Below are 20,729 nucleotides of genomic sequence, written 5' to 3'. Positions count from 1 at the left end.
AGCCTCAAATGCATTTGAAATAGTCGAAGGGCTCACGGCAGGTGTTGCAGCGATAGAGCGCTTTGCAGGCCGTCGAACCAAATTCACTGATAAGCGCGGTGTCGGTGCTGGCGCAGCGCGGGCAGCTCACCTCGGCTGGGGCGTGTGCGTGACAGCTATGCCCCACCGGCGGACTGATGCCGTACGCCCGCAGGCGCTCACGCGCGTCGGCGGTCATCCAGTCTGTGGTCCAGGCGGGTTCAAGCTGGAGCACAATGTGCACCGGAGTAAAGCCGTGCGCGGTCATCGCCTCACGGATCGCCCCCAGCAGGTGCTCCGTCGCCGGACAGCCCGAGTAGGTGGGCGTGAAGCCGATGACCCAGCCTTCCCCCTGCGCCTTTACGCTGCGCACCATGCCTAAATCGGTGATGGTTAACACCGGCACTTCCGGATCGGGGATCTGGCCTAACAGCGCCCAGATCTGCGGGATTTGCGCGGGCGCGATGTCGACGAGGCTTTGCATAGCGTTCTCCTTTACCACTGCTGACCGGGATACGCGCGCTGGAGATACTGCATTTCCGCCAGCATCGGGCCCAGATGTTCGGTATGCAGCCCCCTCTTGCCCCCGGTGCGGTACGCCACCTCGGCGGGCACCTGCAGGCAGGCTTCATTCAGACCGGCAAAGACTTCACTTTCCCACGGCTGACGCAGGAGGCGCGGGTCAACCGCCACACCGGCGTCAATCAATTCCAGCTCAACGTCATCCGCCTCAAACAGCTCCGCCGTAAAACGCCACAGGCTGTCGATGGCCTGCTGCATTTTTTGCGCGGACGTTTCGCTGCCGTCGCCCAGACGCACCAGCCAGCCGCGGCTGAAGCGCAGGTGGTAGCGCGCCTCTTTAATTGCCTTGGCGGCAATGGCGGCAAGCTGGCCGTCGCGGCTTTGGGTCAGGCGTTCGTACAGCGCCACGTTCCAGGCATCCATCAGGTACTGGCGGGCAATCGTGTCGGCGAAGCTGCCGTTCGGCTGCTCCACCAGCAGGACGTTGCGGAACTGGCGTTCGTCGCGACCAAACGCCAGCGTGTCTTCATCGCCCTGGCCTTCCAGCTCCGCGGCATAGGTCAGGAAATTGCGCGCCTGGCCCAGCAGGTCGAGACCGATATTGGCGAGCGCGAGGTCGATTTCCAGCTCCGGCGCGTGGCCGCACCAGGCGCCGAGACGCTGGGAAAGCACCAGACCGTTGTCGCCCAGACGCAGGGCATAGGCAGTCACTGAATTCATTCTTTGCCTCACATGTGCTCGATGCCGTCAGGGATGGTGTAGAACGTCGGATGTCGATAGACCTTGCTTTCCGCCGGGTCGAAAAACTCGCCGCTCTCTTCCGGCTGGGACGCGACAATCTCGCTCGCCTTAACCACCCAGATAGAGCACCCTTCGCTGCGCCGGGTGTAGGCATCGCGCGCATTTTCCAGCGCCATGCGGTCGTCGGCGGCATGCAGACTGCCCACGTGACGGTGGGATAACCCCTGTTTGCTGCGTACGAACACTTCGTATAGCGGCCAGTAGACATTGCTCATGGTTATTTCCTCTTTATGCGGCCTGACGGGCGCGCTGTTTTTCGGCGTGCGCCAGCGCGGCTTCCCGCACCCACGCGCCCTCTTCCCAGGCTTTACGCTTGGCGGCCAGGCGTTCGTGGTTGCAGATGCCGCGCCCGATAATGACCTCGTCAAACTCCTGCCAGTCGATCTCGCCGAAGCGGTAATGACCGCTCTCGTCATCGAAGCGCAGGTCGGGATCGGGCACCGTCATGCCCAGCATCTCCACCTGCGGCACCGTGTTGTCGACAAAGCGCTGGCGCAGCTCGTCGTTGCCGAAGCGCTTGATTTTCCACGCCAGGCTGCGGGCGCTGTTCGGCGAGTTGTCGTCGTTTGGCCCGAACATCATCAGCGCCGGCCACCAGAAGCGGTTGATGGCGTCCTGGAGCATCTGGCGCTGGGCCTCGCTGCCCTGCGCCAGCACCATGCAGGCCTCAAAGCCCTGACGCTGGTGGAAGCTCTCTTCTTTACAGATTTTCACCATCGCGCGGGCATACGGACCATAGGAAGTGCGGCACAGCGCCACCTGGTTGACGATGGCCGCGCCGTCCACCAGCCAGCCGATCACGCCGATATCGGCCCAGCTCAGGGTCGGATAGTTGAAGATGGAGGAGTATTTCATCTTGCCGTCGAGCATCTTCTGGTAGATGTCTTCCCGCGCGCAGCCCAGCGTTTCCGCCGCGCTGTAGAGGTAAAGCCCGTGTCCGGCTTCGTCCTGCACCTTCGCCAGCAGGATCGCTTTTCGGCGCAGCGTCGGGGCGCGGGCGATCCAGTTCCCTTCCGGCAGCATGCCGACAATTTCGGAGTGCGCATGCTGGCCAATCTGACGGATCAACGTCTTACGGTAGGCGTCAGGCATCCAGTCCTGAGGCTCAATCGCCGTCTCCTGCGCTATGCGCTGCTCAAACCGTTGTTCTTGCGTCACGTCATCACCTTTATGATTCGTTAGTTTGCAAATTAAAGCGTAATGTTGAATCACTTTGTTTTTTAAAAGTTACACAAAGGTTAAATATAACCCCAAGAATTGTTTCCTGATTCTGTGACGTTGCTCGCAAGCCTTTTGCTGAAAGCCTTGATAAGCGGGCCTTCGTATTCTGAAATTCATCCAGTCAGATCACATCATTAACAATTCATTAAAAACGCCGCTTGATTTTTATGATTCATGATTAAACTATTAATGAGTAAATTACGTAACATTTGGAGATAAGCGATGCAGCAGTTAGCCAGCTTCTTATCCGGTTCCTGGCAGTCTGGCCGGGGCCGCGAACGCACTATTCATCACGCCATCAGTGGCGAAGCGCTGTGGAGCGTGACCAGCGAAGGGCTGGATATGGCGGCCGCCCGTCGCTATGCGATTGAGCGCGGCGGCGAAGCGCTTCACGCGATGACCTTTATCGAACGCGCGGCCATGCTGAAGGCGGTGGCAAAGCACCTGCTTAGCGAGAAAGAGACGTTTTATGCCCTGTCCGCCCAGACCGGGGCGACAAAATCAGACAGCTGGGTCGATATCGAAGGCGGGATCGGCACCCTCTTCACTTACGCAAGCCTGGGCAGCCGCGAGCTGCCGGATGACACCGTGTGGCCGGAAGACGAACCGATCCCGCTGTCAAAAGAAGGCGGCTTTGCCGCGCGTCACGTCCTGACCTCGAAGTCCGGCGTGGCGGTGCACATCAACGCCTTTAACTTCCCCTGCTGGGGGATGCTGGAAAAGCTGGCCCCGACCTGGCTTGCCGGCATGCCCGCCATCATCAAACCCGCCACCGCCACCGCGCAGGTGACGCAGGCGATGGTGAAATCCATCGTCGACAGCGGGCTGGTGCCGGACGGCGCTATCAGCCTGATCTGCGGCGGCGCGGGGGATCTGCTCGATCAGCTCGACAGCCAGGACGTAGTGACCTTTACCGGCTCCGCCAGCACCGGGCAAAGCCTGCGCGTGCACCCGAATATTGTGGCGAATGCCATTCCGTTCACGATGGAAGCCGACTCACTGAACTGCTGCGTGCTGGGGGAAGACGTCACGCCGGAGCAGCCGGAGTTCGCCCTGTTCATCCGGGAAGTGGTGCGCGAGATGACCGCCAAAGCCGGGCAGAAATGTACGGCCATTCGCCGCATTATCGTCCCGCAGAGCCAGATTGACGCCGTGAGCCAGGCGCTGGTTGCCCGCCTGGAAAAGGTGGTGGTGGGCGACCCGGCGCAGGAAGGGGTAAAGATGGGCGCGCTGGTCAACGCCGAACAGCGTGCGGACGTGCAGGAGAAAGTGGATCACCTGATCGCCGCAGGCTGCCAGGTCCGCCTGGGCGGCAAAGCGGATTTGCAGGCCGCGGGCGCGTTCTTCCCGCCGACCCTGCTGTTCTGCCCGCAGCCGGATGAAACCCCTGCCGTCCACGCAACGGAGGCTTTCGGGCCGGTCGCGACCCTGATGCCGTATCGCAACGCACAGCACGCAATACAGCTTGCCCGCGCGGGCGGCGGCAGCCTGGCGGGCACGCTGGTTACCGCAGACCTGGACATTGCCCGCCAGTTTATTGCCGGTGCGGCGCGCGCCCACGGGCGTATTCAGATCCTCAACGAGGAAGCCTCGAAAGAATCCACCGGCCACGGTTCCCCGCTCCCGCAGCTTGTGCACGGCGGTCCCGGACGTGCGGGCGGTGGCGAGGAGCTGGGCGGCCTGCGCGCGGTGAAGCACTACCTGCAGCGCACCGCGATTCAGGGCAGTCCGACCATGCTGGCCGCCATCGGCAAGCAGTGGGTGCGTGGCGCAGCGGTGCAGGAAGATCGCGTGCATCCGTTCCGCAAATACTTTGAGGAGCTACAGCCGGGCGACAGCCTGCTGACGCCGCGCCGCACCCTGACGGAAGCGGACATCGTGAATTTTGCCTGCCTGAGCGGCGACCACTTCTACGCCCATATGGACAAGATCGGCGCGGCAGAGTCGATCTTTGGCGAGCGCGTGGTGCACGGCTACTTCCTGATCTCCGCCGCGGCGGGACTGTTCGTTGATGCGGGCGTCGGGCCAGTCATTGCCAACTACGGCATGGAAAACCTGCGCTTTATCGAGCCGGTTAAACCGGGCGATACCATTCAGGTGCGTCTGACCTGCAAGCGTAAAACGCTGAAGAAACAGCGTACCGCCGAGGAAAAACCAACCGGCGTGGTGGAATGGGCGGTTGAGATCTTCAACCAGCACCAGCAGGCCGTGGCGCTCTACTCCATCCTGACGCTGGTGGCGCGCCAGCAGGGGGATTTCTGACACCTTCCCTTCACCGCCTTTCCTGCCGGGTGGCGCGATGCTTACCCGGCCTACGACGACCAGCCGGGGTGTGACATCGCCCCGCTCTTTTTTTAACCTGGCAAGACTGGCAAATAATCTGGCAGATGCAGGCAAACGCTTTTCTCAGGGGCCTGTCAGGATAAGGCTGTCACAACACAATAAACACAACAAACACAACAAACACAACAAAATGAGGTCTACGATGGGAAGCAATTCTTCTTTTTCTGCCCGTAGAACGGCGCTGGCTATGGCCGTTGCGCTGTGTTGCGCCTGGCAATCCCCTGTTTTCGCCCACGGCAGTGAGGCGCATATGGTCCCGATGGACAAAACGCTGCAGGACTTCGGTGCGGACGTTCAGTGGGATGATTACGCACAGATGTTCACCATTGCGAAAGACGGCGCCTTTGTGAAGGTCAAACCGGGCGCTAAAACCGCCATCGTCAACGGGAAAACCCTCAAGCTCGAGGTGCCGGTGGTGATGAAAGGCAAAAAAGCCTTTATCTCTGACAGCTTCATCAACGATGTTTTCCAGTCCGGCCTTGACCAGACCTTCCAGGTTGAAAAACGCCCTCACCCGCTAAACGCGCTGACGGCGGACGAAATTAAGCAGGCCGTTGAGATTGTCAAAGCCTCAGCGGATTTTAAACCGAATACCCGCTTTACCCAAATTGCCCTTGCTGAGCCAGAGAAAGCCAAAGTGTGGGACTTTGTGCTTAACGGTACGGCGGTGGATGCCCCGCGTCAGGCAAAGATTGTGATGCTCGATGGGAAGCACGTTATCGAAAGCCTGGTGGATCTGAAGGATAAAAAAATCCTGCGCTGGGAGCCGGTGAAAGACGCGCACGGCATGGTCCTGCTGGATGATTTCACCGCGGTACAGCAGATCATCAACGAGAGCACGGAGTTTGCCGAGGTGCTGAAAAAGCACGGTATTACGGACCCGAAAAAAGTGATTACCACGCCGCTGACCGTCGGCTATTTCGACGGTAAAGACGGCCTGAAGCAGGAAGATCGCCTGCTGAAAGTGGTGAGCTATCTCGACGTCGGCGACGGCAACTACTGGGCGCACCCGATTGAGAACCTGGTGGCCGTGGTGGATCTGGAGCAGAAAAAAATCCAGAAAATAGAAGAAGGCGCCGTTGTTCCGGTCCCGATGACGCCGCGCCCCTACGATGGCCGCGACCGTATAGAGACGCCTAAAAAACCGCTCGACATCATTGAACCGGAAGGCAAGAACTACACCATTACCGGCGATATGGTGCACTGGCAGAACTGGGATTTCCACCTGAGCCTGGACTCCCGCGTCGGCCCGATGATTTCAACCGTCACGTATAGCGACAACGGCAAAAAGCGCCAGATTATGTATCAGGGGTCGCTCGGCGGCATGATTGTTCCTTACGGCGATCCGGACGTGGGCTGGTACTTCAAGGCCTATCTTGATTCCGGCGACTACGGCATGGGTACCTTGACCTCCCCTCTGGTGCGCGGTAAAGACGTGCCGTCCAACGCGGTGATGCTCAACGAAACTATCCCGGACTATACCGGCTCGCCGATGGAGATCCCGCGCGCGATTGCGATTTTCGAACGCTACGCGGGGCCGGAATATAAGCATCAGGAGATGGGCCAGCCTAACGTAAGCACCGAGCGCCGCGAACTGGTGGTGCGCTGGGTGAGTACCGTGGGCAATTACGATTACATCTTCGACTGGGTGTTCCATGAAAATGGCACCATCGGCATTGACGCCGGCGCGACGGGTATCGAAGCGGTGAAAGGCGTGCAGGCAAAAACCATGCACGATGCCACCGCCAAAGACGATACAAAATACGGCACGCTGATCGACCACAACATCGTAGGCACCACGCACCAGCACATCTACAACTTCCGTCTTGATATGGACGTGGACGGCATCAACAACAAGCTGGTGGCGATGGATCCGGAAGTGAAGCCGAATACCGCCGGGGGCCCGCGCACCAGCACCATGCAGATTAATCAGTACGATATTGATACCGAGCAGCAGGCGGCGCAGAAGTTCGACCCGGGCACGATTCGACTGCTGAGCAACACAAGTAAAGAGAACCGCATGGGCAACCCGGTCTCGTACCAGATTATCCCTTACGCGGGGGGGACGCACCCGGTGGCAACCGGCGCGAAATTTGCACCGGACGAGTGGATTTACCATCGCCTGAGCTTTATGGACAAACAGTTGTGGGTGACCCGTTACCATCCGGATGAGCTCTACCCGGAAGGGAAATTCCCGAACCGCTCCATCCACGACACGGGCCTTGGGCAGTACAGCAAGGATAACGAGTCGCTGAACGATCAGGATGACGTGGTCTGGATGACCACCGGCACCACCCACGTGGCGCGCGCGGAAGAGTGGCCGATCATGCCAACGGAATGGGTGCATACCCTGCTTAAGCCGTGGAACTTCTTCGACGAGACGCCAACGCTCGGGAAGAAAAAAGACGAAAAATAACCACCCGCCGGGCAATAGCCCGGTTTTTTTTGCCCTGGCGTTTGAGGATCGTCCTGGCTTGCTTATAGTTACAGATATCTCATCGACATGATTTATCCCCCGGACGGGAAAGGGCTTTATGGAAAAAAGAAAAAAACCGTCGCTGGAACGGGCGACCTGGCCAACGCGCCATGCCATGGTCATGCACGGGCTGGCGATGAACCTGCCGTGGCTGGCCTTCGTCAATATCAGCTTTGCGGTGATGATTCTGCTGCGACACGTTCTGCTTAAGCCCAGCGATCCCCTTTATCCCCACTCGCCCCAGCTGACGAGAATGGTTGATGCCTCCATGCTCGGTATTATCATCCTCTCGGCCGCGCTGATCCTCATGGCCTGGCGGCGTATCGCCGGTATCAGCGTGGTGTTGTTTATCTGTAGCGCCATCTGGTCGGTCTCCTGCTTCTGGTTTATCACCCAGCTGCTGCTCCCGCACGTCTGGCCGCTGTGCGTTATTCTGTTACTCGCCGGTTTGACGGCGCTCTATTTCTACCCTGAAGGGCTGCTCGCCTTTGTGCTCCCGCTCTGGATCACCCTGCCGATAGCAAGCTGGATACGAAACGATGGCCTCAACCTACACTTCGTTGTTATCTGGAGCGTGTTTACGCTGATCCTGATCTGCGGGCGTTTCATTCTGCTGAGCTGGTTTGACGAAGCCTGGCGACGTAACCAGCAAAATCAGCTGCTTATTTCGCGGCTGGACGCGCTGGCGCATCAGGACCCGTTAACCAAAACCGCCAATCGCCGGAAAATGGAGGTGGTGCTGGAGAACGCGGTTGAGCAGAAAAAAACCTTCTCGGTGATCATGCTGGATATCGACTACTTCAAGCGCTACAACGATACCTACGGGCACCAGGCGGGCGACGACTGTCTGACGCGCGTGGCGCGCGTGCTGAAGCAGTCCGTGCGCACGCCTGACGATGTGGTGTCACGCTACGGCGGCGAAGAGTTTCTGGTGATTCTGTTTAATTGCCCGGAGAACATCGCGGAAAAGGTTGCCCTACGTATTCAGGACGGCCTGCGTACGGAAGCCATACCGCACGGCGCCTCGACGGTCAGCGACCATGTCACCGTGAGCATGGGGATCGCGAGCATGGCCGAGGGGTTAGCGGGCACCGAGATCATCGCCCGCGCCGATGCGGCGCTGTATCGGGCGAAAGAGGCCGGGCGGGATCGGTGGTCGCTGTAGATAAAAGCCGGGTGGCGCTGCGCTTACCCGGCTTGCTTTTTAATACCGCACGCACACCGACTTGGTTTCACACCAGCCGTCCAGCCAGTCCGGGCCAAAATCGCGTCCGGTACCGGACTGCTTCATGCCGCCGAACGGCAGGTTGGCGTCGATCAGCGTATGGCTGTTCACCCAGACGGTGCCCGCCTGCAGCCGGTCGGTATACTCCAGCGCCTTGCTGATATTCTGCGTCCAGACGCTGGCCGTCAGGCCATATTCGGTGTCGTTTGCCAGCTGGAGCGCCTCTTCCCCGTCGGCGACGCGCACAAGGTTGACCACCGGGCCAAACACCTCTTCGCGGGTCAGGCGCAGCGAGGCATCCGGGTTCACCACCAGCGTAGGTGAAACGTAATAGCCTTTGCCTTCCGGCCCCCGGTTACCGACGATCAGCTCCGCGTGGCGCGACTTCGCCTCATCGAGGAAGGTCTGCACCTTGTCGCAATGCGCGCGCGACACCAGCGGGTTAATAAACGCTTCCGGCGACATGCCTGGCCCGACGCTCAGGGATTTCACCGCCTGTTCAAACCCGCTGACCAGCGTGTCAAACAGCGGCGCCTCAATGTAGATGCGCGAGCTCGCCGCGCACACCTGCCCCTGGTTCAGGAAGCTGCCGGTCATCAGGCCTTCGATCACCCACGCGGGGTCCGCATCCTTGAGCACAATTGCCGGGTTTTTCCCGCCCAGCTCCAGGGTCACGCCGGTTAGCGTGTCCGCCGCCGCGCGGGCAATTTGCTTACCCGTCGCCGTTGAGCCGGTGAAGCTCACCTTCGCGATATGCGGATGCGAGGTCAGCGCCGCGCCACACACCGCGCCGCTCCCGGTCACCACGTTGAACACCCCATCCGGGATGCCCGCTTCACTGGCCAGTTCTGCCACGCGCAGCATGGTCAGCGGCGTGGTTTCAGACGGCTTAATGACGATAGAGCAGCCAGCTGCCAGCGCTGGCATCACTTTCCACATGCCGATCATCAGCGGGAAGTTCCAGGGCACAATCCCGGCCACCACGCCAACCGGCTCTTTACGCGTCCACGCCTGATAGCGGGCGCCCTGCGGCAGCGGGATAGAAAGATCGAGAGTTTTACCCGAAATTTTGGTGGTCAGCCCGGCGGTATAGCGCATCCAGTTCAGGGTGCAGCCGACTTCAAACATACGGGAAATGTTGATGGATTTGCCCTGCTCCAGCGTTTCAAGCTGGGCCAGCTCCTCGCTGTGCTGTTCCACCAGATCGGCGAAATGGAGCAGGATCCGCTCGCGCTCCGCCGGGAGTTTTCCGGCCCAGGTGCGGGCCACAAAGGCGCGCCAGCCGGACATGACGGCACGATCAACGTCATCGACGCTGGCATCGGCAGTCGAGGCAATCACCTCGCCCGTAGCCGGGTTGTAGACGTTCAGCCGCTTTTCACTGTCCGACGCGGCCTGACGCCCTTCAATCCACAGGCCATGATGTCGGTCTAAAAACTGCTGCACGGCAGGCTGAATAGCCACCTGTGATTCAGACATAGGATACTCCTTCGTTATTCTTCGCAGGGTGTTCATCCAGTCTAAGAGGGGTTTTGCATTCTCGCTTTTGTCTCTGTGACATTCGCTTTGCCACCTGTGACAGGCTCCGCAAATCGCGATAATTGCCGCTTATATCGCTGTTACCGGTGAGTGTTCTTTCCTATAGTCAGCCTCATAGCTCTGACAAAATGCAACACAAATGCAACAATGCGAAAACGTTGACGGTGCAGTGAGAGAAACGATGGCGTGTGCAAGCGAGCAGGAACAGTATCAGCATTGGCTGGCGCAAATTAACCAGGTTTGCGGGCGTTTTAACGCGCAGCCCACCGGGGGTAAATTCTACGGCGAGCTGGAGACCAGCTATGCGCGCAGCCTGAAGCTCAGTACCGTGACCGCGGGTGGCGTTAACCTGTTCCGCTCCCGTCAGGAGATCAAACAGAGTAACGATGCCTGGTTCTATACCGTGTTCCAGCTCGAAGGGAGTGCAGAAATTGAGCAGGATGACCGTCGCGCGCTGCTCAAAACCGGTGATATCACGCTGATTGACGCGTCGCGTCCCTGTTCAATCAACTGGCAGGAAAAATCCCGCCAGATTTCGCTCCTGGTTCCGCGTCAGATTATTGAGCAGCAGTGTCGTTTCCAGGAGATAAGCTGCGCGACCGCCCTTTCCCGCACCTTACCCACGGTACAGCTGAGCCATCGCCTGTTGATGGAGAGTATGAGCAATGCCGACCTGAGCGATCGTGAAAGCGAAGCGGCGCTCGAAGCGATGATCTGCCTGCTGCGCCCCGCTTTCCAGCAGCGTGAAATCATTCAGCCGCGCAAGGAGCGCCAGTTCCAGCATGTGGTGGCGCTGATTGACGACCATATTCAGTCTGAATCGCTGCGTCCTGAATGGATTGCCGCCGAGAGCGGTATGTCCGTGCGCAGCCTCTACCGCATGTTTGCCGAAAAGGGGCTGGTGGTCGCGCAGTACATTAAAAACCGTCGTCTGGATCTCTGCGCGCAGGTGCTGCGCTCGGCCGGGGATGATGAAAAGCTGGCGGGCATTGGCTACAGCTGGGGGTTTACCGACCATAGCCATTTTTCAACGGCGTTTAAGCAGCGTTTTGGCATTTCGCCGGGTGAATACCGCAGGCGCTACCGCTAGCTACTTTCTGAGCCATTTTCCGTTAATACCCTTCACGTACTCGCCCGGCTGCGCGCGGGCAACCAGTTTTTGCCCAGCCATTTTGGCCACTTCATCGACCGGCAAATTATTGCTGTCAGCCAGCTTCTGGTAGCTTTCCGTGCGCGCCGCGTTGATGCGATTGACCAGCGCCAGCGTTTCGGCGTCCTGCTGAATCGGGGCAAGATAACCGCTGAGGGTTTCCCCCACGCGCCCCTGCGCCCGGGCATCGTTCAGGGTGAGCGCAGCCGCCTGCACGTTCATCCCCAGCGCCAGTAAAATCAGTGCTACTCGTTTCATGGCGTCCTCAGAACAGATCGCTGCGCGATTTAAGCAGGGTTTCGACGTCTTTATCGACCTTAATGTGGATCTCATGTTCGATTTTGACATTCATATTGATGGTAATCGGCTCCTTTGGCGCAGCGACTTCAATACGCGGCGTACAGCCGGTCAGTAGCGCGGCAACGGCAACGGTGAGCACACCAGCCATCTTTTTCATTGTTGTTCCTCACTTTCCTTGCCGGTCAAACTGCGGGGAGCAGGTATCGCCGCATGTTGCTCAAACCAGGTTTGCAGGTTGTCCCCAAAGCGCAGGCTACGCCAGAGGGTAAAGACATTCTCGTCATGGGTATAGTTCAGGTTGACGGAGCTGCTTTTGCCATCCACCCGGCTGTTCCCCTTGATGGTCGCCTGCATGGTTAATTCACCCAGATTATCTAAATTGATTCTCGTCCACGAACGCGAAATTTCCATATAGCGGAGCCAGTTAATCGCGGCACCCGCAACCATATTATCTTTAACGATGGCGTCGGCCGTATCTTTGTCGATGCGAAGCGTCATTGGGCCCGGGTTGGTCAGCCAGCCATCTTTAATGATCCATTTTTCATTGTCCAGCCAGAACGGCAGCGCCCCGCTGACTGGCCCCGACATGGCAAACTGTTTCGGATTAACGGCGCTAATCAGCTCGCTCGAAGAGATATTGTCCACCCGCAGCAGGGCCGGATCGTGCTGCGGCATCCGCAGCTGCTGCATGGTGATCTTCCCGCCGAGGGTTTCCACCTTCACGTTGGTGAGCAGCAGCGGATTGTCCTCCGTCCAGGGATAGTCCCCCTGTAGATCGGCAGTAATGTTTCGTGCGGTCACCAGGTTTACCACTTCACCGATGCGCAGCGTCACCGGACCGCGCGTGCCCAGAGACCAGGTTCCGTCGCTGAAGCGGAACGGCAGCACAAAATCGACGCCGTTAATCTGGTTATCCGGCATCCAGGCGCTGCCGGATTTCAGCACGCCGTGCCCGCCCGCTTCAAAACCCTGATCGGCCGCCGCCGAGAAGGCGACCTGCGCATACAGTTCCCCGTCGCGCAGCGTCATTTTCCAGTCCGGCGGGATCAGCGGCTGGAATACGGTGAGAGACTGTTTCGGCCACCAGGCCTGCCCGCGAAGGCGCACGCCATCCCAGCGCCCGTTTACCTGTACCGGACCGATTTTGTCCGCGTGGAGGTCGCCCTTAAACTGAAAAATAGTCGGGTCGCTGCCGTCGACGCTAAAGGTCAGGACCGATGGCGGCAACACGCTGCCGCCGGAGAAACGGGTTTGCCCGGCGTTAAGCGACAGCGCGCCGCTGAAGGTCGGTTTTTCGGGGTCACGCAACCATCGCACCGGTTGTTCCAGCACCAGGCGAGGCTTGCTGACCTCCATCGTGCCGTACTGGAGCTTGTCAAAACCGGTGGAGAGCGCCGTCAGCTCAATAAGGTTGTCGCGCCATTCGCCTTTCCCGGCGACATCCCAGCGGGCATGCATCGGCGTAAAACCGCCTTTCCCCCAGTAGCGCCACTGCCACAGGCCGTTATCGGGTAAGAAGTCGCTGGCCTGACCGTCCAGGTGGAGTTCAAAATCGCCCATCTCGTTTTCATGGGCGCGCAGAATCGCCTGTAAACGGCCATCCACGCCCTTCTGGGTGAGCTTCACGCCCGCCAGCGGCCAGCGGATTTCATCGATATCAAGTGAGTCAATGATGCGCCCGCGCGAGCGGAGCAGCGCGCCCGGCTCAAAGGCCAGCTGCGGTTCATACAGGCTGCCGGTCAGCGTTGCGGGCAATTTAGCGTAAAGAATGAGATCGTTTTGCTTTGCCTCGCCGCTCAGGTGCAGAGGCATGTCGCTGTTTTCCATGCTGAGCCTGCCTGGCCCGATCTTCAGTACCGCGTTGCCTTTCCCCGCATCACCGTGGGTAAGCACATTCAGCCGTCCGGTCAGGGTGGTTTTATCCAGCCCCTGCTGCCAGTTGTCGGCGCGAAGGGACACCCGCCCGCTCAGCGGCATACCCGAGAGATCCCAGTTCCAGCGCCCGTCGCTGATGTTCAGCTGTTCCGCCGTGATCTGCCACGGCAGGTCGAGCAGCGGATCGGGATTGTCCCGCTCCATCACCACCAGCTGTCCCTGATTGTCTTCCCAGTCCAGATCGGCATCGACCAGAGACGTCAACTGTGGCACGTTAAAGGTCGCGACCGCGTGGCCTTTCACCGGTACGCCATCCGGTACCAGCGGCAGGGTAAATTCGCCCACCAGCTTAATCGGCTGCGGCTGGTCCGGGAGCTGTACATCGAACTGGCTGACCGAGAGCGTCTGACCGCGAAGCGTGCCTTTAATGCTGACCTGCTCGCCTTTATAGGCGATCTCCTGACTGGACGGGGTCAGCGACGCACGCAGCTCGCCCTGCCACTGCTGCCAGGGAGAGAGCGTCAGACGGTGAATCGTGAGCCAGGTATTGGGTAATACTGCCTGCCATTGCGCGAGCGTTTTCGGGGCGACCGTTGAAGGCGCTGACTGAGGAATTTTGCTCAGACAGACGGAATTTAAATCCAGCGCGCCGATATCCAGCTTCCAGCGGCTCGGATGTGACAGCGTCACGTTATCGATGCGGGCAATTTCGCAGTCTTCAACCAGATAGCGAAGATTGGGGATCACCAGCGCGTGGCGGGTTAGTTTCGGGCTCTCTTCGAACGCGATGCGCGTCCCCACGGGCAGCCAGATCCCGGCGAGCGTCGGGACCCACTGGGCGAGCGTCATCAGCAGCGTCAGCGGCAACAGTATGAACAGCAGTAAAAGCGCAAGAGCGGCTTTGTATTTACCCTTCATGGGCAGTTAATATCCTGATTTAGCGAAAGAATTAAGCCGGCAGTGCCGATCATTGTCGCATGTTTAGCCAGTCAGTTGAAGGGAATGCCATTTTTAAGGATAGATGCTCTAGAATAATTGATAGAACTTATTGAATTCAATAATATTTTAGAAATTGTAAGATAATTTTAATCATGCTAACGTGAATGCAAAATCACTGGAGAAAGTCTTATGAAACTCGCGGTATATAGCACAAAGCAGTACGACAAAAAGTATCTGCAACATGTTAACGAGGCTTACGGGTTTGAGCTTGAATTTTTCGACTTTCTGCTGTCCGAAAAAACCGCCAAAACGGCGCACGGCTGTGAAGGCGTCTGCATTTTCGTAAACGATGACGGCAGTCGCCCGGTGCTGGAAGAGTTGAAAAGACAAGGGGTGAAGTACATCGCCCTGCGCTGTGCGGGCTTTAACAACGTGGATCTCGATGCGGCGAAAGAGCTGGGTCTGAAGGTGGTGCGCGTTCCGGCGTACTCCCCGGAAGCGGTGGCTGAACATGCGATTGGCATGATGATGTCGCTTAACCGTCGTATTCACCGCGCTTATCAGCGTACCCGTGACGCTAACTTCTCGCTGGAAGGACTGACCGGCTTTACCATGTACGGCAAAACCGCCGGCGTGATCGGCACCGGTAAAATTGGCGTGGCTGCCCTGCGCATTCTGAAAGGCTTTGGCATGCGTCTGCTGGCGTTCGATCCGTACCCGAGCGCCGCAGCGCTGGATCTGGGCGTGGAATATGTCGACCTGCCGACGCTGTTCTCGCAGTCCGACGTGATCTCCCTGCACTGCCCGCTGACGCCGGAGAACTACCACCTGCTTAACCAGGCGGCATTTGACCAGATGAAGGATGGCGTGATGATCATCAACACCAGCCGCGGCGGGCTGGTTGATTCTCAGGCCGCTATCGAAGCGCTGAAGACCCAGAAAATTGGCGCGCTGGGGATGGACGTATATGAGAACGAACGCGATCTGTTCTTTGAAGACAAGTCTAATGACGTCATCCAGGACGACGTGTTCCGCCGCCTGTCAGCCTGCCATAACGTGCTGTTTACCGGACACCAGGCGTTTCTGACTGCCGAAGCGCTGATCAGCATTTCGGAAACCACGCTGGGTAACCTGCAGCAGCTGGAAAAGGGCGAAGCGTGCCCTAACGAACTGGCGTAAGCGTGACGCCGGGTGGCGGCTATGGCCCACCCGGCGTACTGTCCGTTTCCCAGCTCCGGTGCGCAACGCGCCACCAGAGCAGGACGGCCACCAGCGCAAGCGCGCTCAGGACACTGAATGCCGTGGCAAATGAGTAATGACCTGCAATCGTGCCGGTTAACGCCGGGCTCATGGATGCCCCAATCCCCTGCATCAGCATCACCACACTCTGCCCGGCATTGACGTGCCCGCTCCCGCGCAACAGCACCACGATAAACGACGGTACCGCGACGCCCAGGATCCCTGCGGCCAGCCCGTCAAGAATTTGTACCGGGATCATCATGAGCGGCGCGTCCGTAGACGCCGCCAGCGCGGCGCGCACCGGCATCACCAGCAGCGCCAGCATAATCAAGCGCCAGTAGCCGTAGCGGTCTATTCGGTGGGCGACCCAGATGGCGACGGGGATCATCACGGCCTGAGAGATGATAACGGTGCCCGCCGCGTACAAACCGGGGTTGATCGATGCGGGTGCCGCGGCCACCCTCATGCTCAGCATCGGCAGCAGCGCGGCGTTCGCCAGATGAAACAGCAGCAGCGTCAGGCCTGTCACAAACAGCGCCCGGTTTTTAATCAGCACGGCAAAGCCGGGAACCGGCAGGCTCTCCGAAGAGGACAGTCCTCTCGCCGCGTCGTTATCAATATCCCGGTTGCGAATGGCAAGCAGCGCGCAGAGCGTTAACAGCGTGGTACAGGTCATCAGCAGAAAAATCCCGCCGACTCCCCAGTACCAGGCAATGCCGCCTGCAATCAGTGCGGTAACAAAGTTGCCGCCGTGATTGAACGCTTCGTTTCTACCCATCTGCGCGCTGAACCCGCTCTGGCCGGTCAGACCCAGCGTAATCCCGGCGATCAGCGGCCCGACAAACGCCGCACAGATACCGGTGACGATTTGCGACACGGCGACAACGCCGCTCTGCTGGCTAAACCAGAGCAGGAGCGTGCTAAGGGTGATGAGCAGGCACACCAGCGCCAGCACGCTCCGCTTGCTGCGTGAGGTGTCGGTGATGAATCCCGCCGGCAGCGTGGCCAGTAATCCCGCCAGACCACCGGCCGTCATCAGGATGCCGATATCATCAGGGGTCCAGTGGCGTTCGGTCAGAAAAATACCGAGAAAAGGACCGAGGCCATCGCGGACATCCGCGATGAAAAAACTTGTCAGGCATAATGCCCGCAGCGAACGAAGAGACATACTTCCTGCCTTTGTCTGTTATCGCCTGAAAAAAAGGAAATGTAGTATACCGGGTATTTTTGAAAATCAGATGACGTCTTAAAAATATGCCTTTCGAACTTAAACAATTCATAACGGAGGCTGTTTTTTCGCTTTACTCATTATTTCGCCTGACTATACTGGCAATAAATTTTCACAGGAGACCTTCGTTGGAAAGTCATTTTATCGTCGATACGAAGGTAAGCTAGCGCAATTTTCTCGCTGCTTACCTGAAAGGGTGGGCAGCAATCCTCTTTAAGCGATTGTATCCCGAAATAGTAAAACCACTCAATTTGTGGGGCATCGCATGTTCATGTTTACACATTCACTCTTTCCGCCACCGTCGTCCTGACACGTTTAGCATTTAAACGGCGTTATGATGTGCTTAGCAAAGCACTGACGCTTATTATTTATTAACGTTTACAGGCGACAGGCTGATGCTCCCTTATATCTCTCATCTGCTCGCAGCGATGCTGCTGGGCGCAATTATTGGCGCGGAAAGACAGTGGCGCCAGCGTATGGCCGGACTTCGTACCAATGCACTGGTTGCCACGGGCGCGGCAGTGTTCATCTTAAGCTCGGTATCCACCTCTCCTGATAGTCCGGGGCGCATCGCAGCACAAATCGTCTCCGGAATAGGCTTTCTTGGCGCAGGCGTCATTATGCGTGAAGGAATGAATATTCGTGGTCTGAACACCGCCGCCACGCTGTGGTGCTCGGCCGGAATTGGCGTGCTATGTGGTTTAGGCCAGTTCTGGAATGCCGCTATGGCCAGCTTAATTATTCTCTGCGCCAACATATTGCTTCGCGAAGCCGCGCAGCGGATTAATCAGCTGCCCGTGCTCCATGAAGGCGAAAAAAGCTATGTTCTGAAAATCACCTGTGCTGACGAGCATGAAGATGCGGTGCGGCAAAGCGTCGTAAATATGGCGAAAGAGTTGACGTTAAGTCTGAAAGCGATTTATTCCGCCACGGCGCAGGCTGAGGGAAAAACCGAAATTCGGGCTGAGGTGATTACCCGTGAGGAATACCGAAAATTACTCGAACTGATTATGGGCAATATGGGCGGGAATAAAATTATTGCGTCCGTTAGCTGTCACGCAATGTAAATACTCAACCGGGCGAGAAGCCCGGTTTTTCAGTTACGCTTCCCTGAGTGAAAACGCGATTTAGAGATTTACTCTGCTTGCGTTTAAATTTAAGTCCGTAATGGCGACCGGTTTTCCAAGCAGGTAGCCCTGAACCTCATCACATTTATTTTCTTTAAGAAAAGAGAGCTGTTCGACGGTCTCCACCCCCTCTGCGGTTACCGCCATGGAATAGGCTTTCCCCAGGTCGATAATTTTCTCCACGACTGACTGGTTCTGCGGCGAGTCACCCAGGGTAAAAATAAAGCTCTTGTCGAGCTTAAGCCCATCAAATTGAAACTTCCGCAGATAGCTCAGAGAGGCGTAGCCGGTTCCGAAATCGTCAATCAGAATGCGCACGCCCATTTTTTTGAGAGACTTCATGGTCTGCAGCGTTTTTTCAGGATCGGAAAGCGTTACGTTTTCCGTCACTTCTATTTCCAGGCGGTTGGATTCAAGCCCTGTTTCGCGAAGTAGCTCTTTAATCCTTTCAGCAAGATCGCTTGCCTGGAATTCGATAGCAGAAATATTTACGGATACCGATAATCCCGGCAATTTTTCTTTCGTTTCCGCACACGCTTTGCGTATGACCCAGTTGCTCAGGCTAATAATAAGCCCGGTTTCTTCTGCCAGCGGAATAAACTGGTCGGGCATTATGGTCCCCCGAGTCGGGTGCTGCCAGCGTACCAGCGCTTCGACGGCCTCTATTTTAGAATACCGGAGGTTATAACGGGGCTGGTAAACCAGGTAGAGTTGTTCTTCGCGAATCGCGGTCTTCAGCTCTACTTCCAGTTTCCTGCGTTCGGTCAGCTTTTCCGACATATCCGGGCGATAATAGACCCATCGGTTTCTGCCGGATTGCTTTGCCTGATACAGCGCAATATCTGCATAGCGTAGAAGATCGTTTGCGCTGATGCTATCCCGGGGAGCCTGTGCAATGCCCATGCTTACACCTATCGCTACCTCATTCCCTTCAATGGAAAAAGGTCGGTTCAGTTCTTGCACAATACGGCGACACACCTCTTCAATCTGGTCTTGCTGGCTGGTGTTGCCGAGGAGAATCATAAATTCATCACCTCCCTGCCGTGCGACAAAATCACCTCGTCGAACGCAATATTTAAGACGTGAAGCGACCTCACCGAGCAGAGCATCCCCAGTAGAGTGCCCAAAAATATCATTGACGGGTTTAAACTTGTCTAAATCGAGACAAATCATGGCAAAGGGATAATGGTTAAGGTCTTCTTTAGCCAGCTGGCCTGCCAGAAATTCCTTAATATGATAGCGGTTCGGCAGACCGGTTAATTCATCATGACGTGACAGAAACTCCACACGTTTTGTTGCTTCAACTTCCTGAGAGACATCGGTTGCCGCGCCTCGCAAAACCACCGTTCCATCAGGCTGAGCAGAAAATTTTGCCAGGAGCGTGCAATATGACGTGGTTTGATGCGCGTGAGTATAAGGACAGTTTTTAAATTCAAAGCGCTCAGTTAAGTCCCGCTGGCTGGCACAGGCATGTGATAACCCGCTAGTCGACGGAAAGAGTTCATCCAGGCTGCGGCCTATCCATTTGCTATTTTCATATCCCGTTATTGTAGTAAAACGACCTGACAGCCATGTTATCTTTAACGATAAATCTGTTTCCCAGAACCAGTCGCTGGTTGTTTCACTGACGTCCCGGAATCGTTTTTCACTCGTAATTAGATTTAATCGCGCCTGCTCAAGGAGAAAGCTATTTTCATCAAGCATTCTCGCCTTGTGCATAATATGACGCATTAATATTAGCGTCATTGATACCGTCAGAACGACTGAAAGAATGAGTAATGGCAAAAAATAAATTATCAACGCCTGGCCGGGATTTTCACCGTCCCAGATAATTTGCACATCACCATTCTGGGTGCTTAAGGTAAATTCCGTCTGATTATTTATTTGAGAAGTCACTGTAGCCGGTGAGGTACGAACATTCAGAATGCCGGCATCCTGCCCAATCGTGAGGAGTTTTTTAGCCGTTAACTTATCTATAAACACCATTGTCGAAGATTTTCCCGGTAAGGGTTGCACGCTCGTATCATCGCCGGTCGTTATCCATTCAGCAGAAACAATGGCCGGGACCGAATTGATAAGCGTTAGCACAGAAACCGGCAATCCATTTTTTATGCTTATCTCACGCAGTAAACGGTCTTTGGTTGATTTGTCTAACCAGCGCTCCAGATCCTGAAGCTTCAGTTTCCCGTCAACCACGCTGTATCGCGTGCTCCCTTCCGGAGAGAGAACAAACACCCCTTCGTAGCCAAAGTTGTCATACAGGGACTTACCCAGATTCTGCTTATCCCATGCCCAGTGAACGTCAGTGGTCAGATGAAGATGTTTGTAGGCATCTCCCCACTCGGCATTGTCTTTCAAATGACTTCGCATGTTTTCCTGGCGGGTATCCAGGGCCTTCCTTAACAAAAATTCATCGTGCTTGTCGCTGATTTCATTAACATTATCTTTTATTATGAGCAGGGAAATTATTGCTGCAATAAAAATACTTATCAACAACGTTACTATATAGCTAAAAGTTTTATTTATCAGGCCTTTAGAAGGCTCGGTATCCGTGAAGCCCGGATTGTTCAGAGGTAGGGTCATCTTTCGCCTTCTTGACTGCTACTGCGTCGATTCTTATGCCATTTTCATTTATCGGCACAAAATAATAAAAATTTATAGCTAAAAATTCGCAGTTAAAAGATTTTTTATTTTTACAATCCAGATCAAAGTATTAATTATTCACT

16 protein-coding genes are annotated in these 20,729 nt (G+C 56.7%); 6 read left to right on the top strand and 10 right to left on the bottom strand.

Translation table 11 applies throughout. The features are described 5' to 3' along the window. Positions 1–4: 4 nt before the first annotated feature. From paaD to paaA, 4 genes are read right to left on the bottom strand one after another with little or no spacing between them, the layout of a single operon-like run. Positions 5–502 (bottom strand): 1,2-phenylacetyl-CoA epoxidase subunit PaaD, encoded by a 498-nt coding sequence (gene paaD, locus AB3N39_RS09670; protein ID WP_367897252.1) that lies wholly within the window; start codon positions 500–502, stop codon positions 5–7. A gap of 11 nt (positions 503–513) precedes the next feature. After that, positions 514–1,260, bottom strand: coding sequence for a 1,2-phenylacetyl-CoA epoxidase subunit PaaC (gene paaC, locus AB3N39_RS09665; RefSeq protein WP_133294325.1), 747 nt, complete (start codon positions 1,258–1,260; stop codon positions 514–516). Between the two features lie 8 nt (positions 1,261–1,268). Further along, the gene (paaB, locus tag AB3N39_RS09660) at positions 1,269–1,556 is read right to left on the bottom strand and encodes a 1,2-phenylacetyl-CoA epoxidase subunit PaaB (protein WP_003857353.1); all 288 of its coding nucleotides are present in this window, start codon (positions 1,554–1,556) and stop codon (positions 1,269–1,271) included. A gap of 13 nt (positions 1,557–1,569) precedes the next feature. Beyond that, positions 1,570–2,499: a 1,2-phenylacetyl-CoA epoxidase subunit PaaA gene (gene paaA, locus AB3N39_RS09655; protein WP_232057385.1), complete on the bottom strand. Its 930-nt coding sequence runs from the start codon at positions 2,497–2,499 to the stop codon at positions 1,570–1,572. Between the two features lie 285 nt (positions 2,500–2,784). Here paaA and paaZ point away from each other — a divergent pair, with 285 nt between their 5' ends. The 3 genes from paaZ to AB3N39_RS09640 all read left to right on the top strand — a co-directional run bounded on the left by paaZ (position 2,785) and on the right by AB3N39_RS09640 (position 8,546). Beyond that, complete coding sequence (gene paaZ / locus AB3N39_RS09650) at positions 2,785–4,824, top strand: phenylacetic acid degradation bifunctional protein PaaZ (RefSeq protein WP_367897251.1); 2,040 nt, start codon at positions 2,785–2,787, stop codon at positions 4,822–4,824. 223 nt (positions 4,825–5,047) lie between these two features. Further along, a complete protein-coding gene (gene tynA / locus AB3N39_RS09645; RefSeq protein WP_136194792.1) occupies positions 5,048–7,321 on the top strand; it encodes a primary-amine oxidase in 2,274 nt (757 codons plus the stop codon). Between the two features lie 118 nt (positions 7,322–7,439). Then, entirely contained in the window at positions 7,440–8,546 is a 1,107-nt protein-coding gene (locus AB3N39_RS09640; RefSeq protein WP_115874951.1) for a GGDEF domain-containing protein, read from the top strand. Between the two features lie 39 nt (positions 8,547–8,585). On the opposite strand, the gene AB3N39_RS09635 is transcribed toward AB3N39_RS09640, so the two are convergent. Further along, positions 8,586–10,085 carry an aldehyde dehydrogenase family protein gene (locus AB3N39_RS09635; RefSeq protein ID WP_302234873.1) on the bottom strand — a complete coding sequence of 500 codons (1,500 nt, stop codon included), beginning with the start codon at positions 10,083–10,085 and terminating at the stop codon, positions 8,586–8,588. A gap of 241 nt (positions 10,086–10,326) precedes the next feature. Here AB3N39_RS09635 and feaR point away from each other — a divergent pair, with 241 nt between their 5' ends. Beyond that, a complete protein-coding gene (gene feaR, locus AB3N39_RS09630) occupies positions 10,327–11,235 on the top strand; it encodes a transcriptional regulator FeaR (RefSeq protein WP_248174107.1) in 909 nt (302 codons plus the stop codon). On the opposite strand, the gene AB3N39_RS09625 is transcribed toward feaR, so the two are convergent. Genes AB3N39_RS09625 through AB3N39_RS09615 form a run of 3 tightly spaced genes read right to left on the bottom strand, consistent with a single transcriptional unit; the run spans position 11,236 to position 14,388 of the window. Then, positions 11,236–11,553 (bottom strand): YdbL family protein, encoded by a 318-nt coding sequence (locus AB3N39_RS09625; protein WP_127730663.1) that lies wholly within the window; start codon positions 11,551–11,553, stop codon positions 11,236–11,238. It abuts the gene before it with no gap. Positions 11,554–11,560: 7 nt separating this feature from the next. Next, a complete protein-coding gene (locus AB3N39_RS09620) occupies positions 11,561–11,752 on the bottom strand; it encodes a YnbE family lipoprotein (RefSeq protein ID WP_014169918.1) in 192 nt (63 codons plus the stop codon). Further along, positions 11,749–14,388, bottom strand: coding sequence for a YdbH family protein (locus AB3N39_RS09615; protein ID WP_248173947.1), 2,640 nt, complete (start codon positions 14,386–14,388; stop codon positions 11,749–11,751). The genes AB3N39_RS09620 and AB3N39_RS09615 overlap by 4 nt, the downstream gene beginning before the upstream one ends. Before the next feature lie 210 nt (positions 14,389–14,598). Between AB3N39_RS09615 and AB3N39_RS09610 the strand changes: the two genes are divergently transcribed. Then, on the top strand, positions 14,599–15,588 hold the full coding sequence (locus AB3N39_RS09610; protein ID WP_127730659.1) for a 2-hydroxyacid dehydrogenase: 990 nt from the start codon (positions 14,599–14,601) through the stop codon (positions 15,586–15,588). Positions 15,589–15,607: 19 nt separating this feature from the next. On the opposite strand, the gene AB3N39_RS09605 is transcribed toward AB3N39_RS09610, so the two are convergent. Then, on the bottom strand, positions 15,608–16,816 hold the full coding sequence (locus AB3N39_RS09605) for an MFS transporter (RefSeq protein WP_367897250.1): 1,209 nt from the start codon (positions 16,814–16,816) through the stop codon (positions 15,608–15,610). Between the two features lie 455 nt (positions 16,817–17,271). Here AB3N39_RS09605 and AB3N39_RS09600 point away from each other — a divergent pair, with 455 nt between their 5' ends. Next, positions 17,272–17,943, top strand: a complete 672-nt coding sequence (locus AB3N39_RS09600) for an MgtC family protein (RefSeq protein WP_133294317.1) — start codon at positions 17,272–17,274, stop codon at positions 17,941–17,943. 60 nt (positions 17,944–18,003) lie between these two features. Here AB3N39_RS09600 and AB3N39_RS09595 read toward each other — a convergent pair whose 3' ends face one another. Further along, a complete protein-coding gene (locus AB3N39_RS09595) occupies positions 18,004–20,586 on the bottom strand; it encodes an EAL domain-containing protein (protein ID WP_133294316.1) in 2,583 nt (860 codons plus the stop codon). Between the last annotated feature and the right edge of the window lie 143 nt (positions 20,587–20,729).

It is taken from the genome of Enterobacter vonholyi, from assembly GCF_040834095.1.
GTDB classification, from domain to species: Bacteria; Pseudomonadota; Gammaproteobacteria; order Enterobacterales; family Enterobacteriaceae; genus Enterobacter; species Enterobacter vonholyi.
The sequence above is the reverse complement of the archived record's forward strand: the minus strand, read 5'-3'. Positions and strand labels throughout refer to the sequence as shown.

Bases quoted from the DNA above. Each gene is read 5' to 3' on its own strand.
- paaB (WP_003857353.1), bottom strand. From the start codon at position 1,556: ATGAGCAATGTCTACTGGCCGCTATACGAAGTGTTCGTACGCAGCAAA.
- AB3N39_RS09615 (WP_248173947.1), bottom strand. From the start codon at position 14,388: ATGAAGGGTAAATACAAAGCCGCTCTTGCGCTTTTACTGCTGTTCATA.
- paaZ (WP_367897251.1), top strand. From the start codon at position 2,785: ATGCAGCAGTTAGCCAGCTTCTTATCCGGTTCCTGGCAGTCTGGCCGG.
- AB3N39_RS09610 (WP_127730659.1), top strand. From the start codon at position 14,599: ATGAAACTCGCGGTATATAGCACAAAGCAGTACGACAAAAAGTATCTG.
- AB3N39_RS09640 (WP_115874951.1), top strand. From the start codon at position 7,440: ATGGAAAAAAGAAAAAAACCGTCGCTGGAACGGGCGACCTGGCCAACG.
- paaC (WP_133294325.1), bottom strand. From the start codon at position 1,260: ATGAATTCAGTGACTGCCTATGCCCTGCGTCTGGGCGACAACGGTCTG.
- AB3N39_RS09625 (WP_127730663.1), bottom strand. From the start codon at position 11,553: ATGAAACGAGTAGCACTGATTTTACTGGCGCTGGGGATGAACGTGCAG.
- AB3N39_RS09605 (WP_367897250.1), bottom strand. From the start codon at position 16,816: ATGTCTCTTCGTTCGCTGCGGGCATTATGCCTGACAAGTTTTTTCATC.
- paaD (WP_367897252.1), bottom strand. From the start codon at position 502: ATGCAAAGCCTCGTCGACATCGCGCCCGCGCAAATCCCGCAGATCTGG.
- AB3N39_RS09600 (WP_133294317.1), top strand. From the start codon at position 17,272: ATGCTCCCTTATATCTCTCATCTGCTCGCAGCGATGCTGCTGGGCGCA.
- AB3N39_RS09595 (WP_133294316.1), bottom strand. From the start codon at position 20,586: ATGACCCTACCTCTGAACAATCCGGGCTTCACGGATACCGAGCCTTCT.
- tynA (WP_136194792.1), top strand. From the start codon at position 5,048: ATGGGAAGCAATTCTTCTTTTTCTGCCCGTAGAACGGCGCTGGCTATG.
- AB3N39_RS09635 (WP_302234873.1), bottom strand. From the start codon at position 10,085: ATGTCTGAATCACAGGTGGCTATTCAGCCTGCCGTGCAGCAGTTTTTA.
- feaR (WP_248174107.1), top strand. From the start codon at position 10,327: ATGGCGTGTGCAAGCGAGCAGGAACAGTATCAGCATTGGCTGGCGCAA.
- AB3N39_RS09620 (WP_014169918.1), bottom strand. From the start codon at position 11,752: ATGAAAAAGATGGCTGGTGTGCTCACCGTTGCCGTTGCCGCGCTACTG.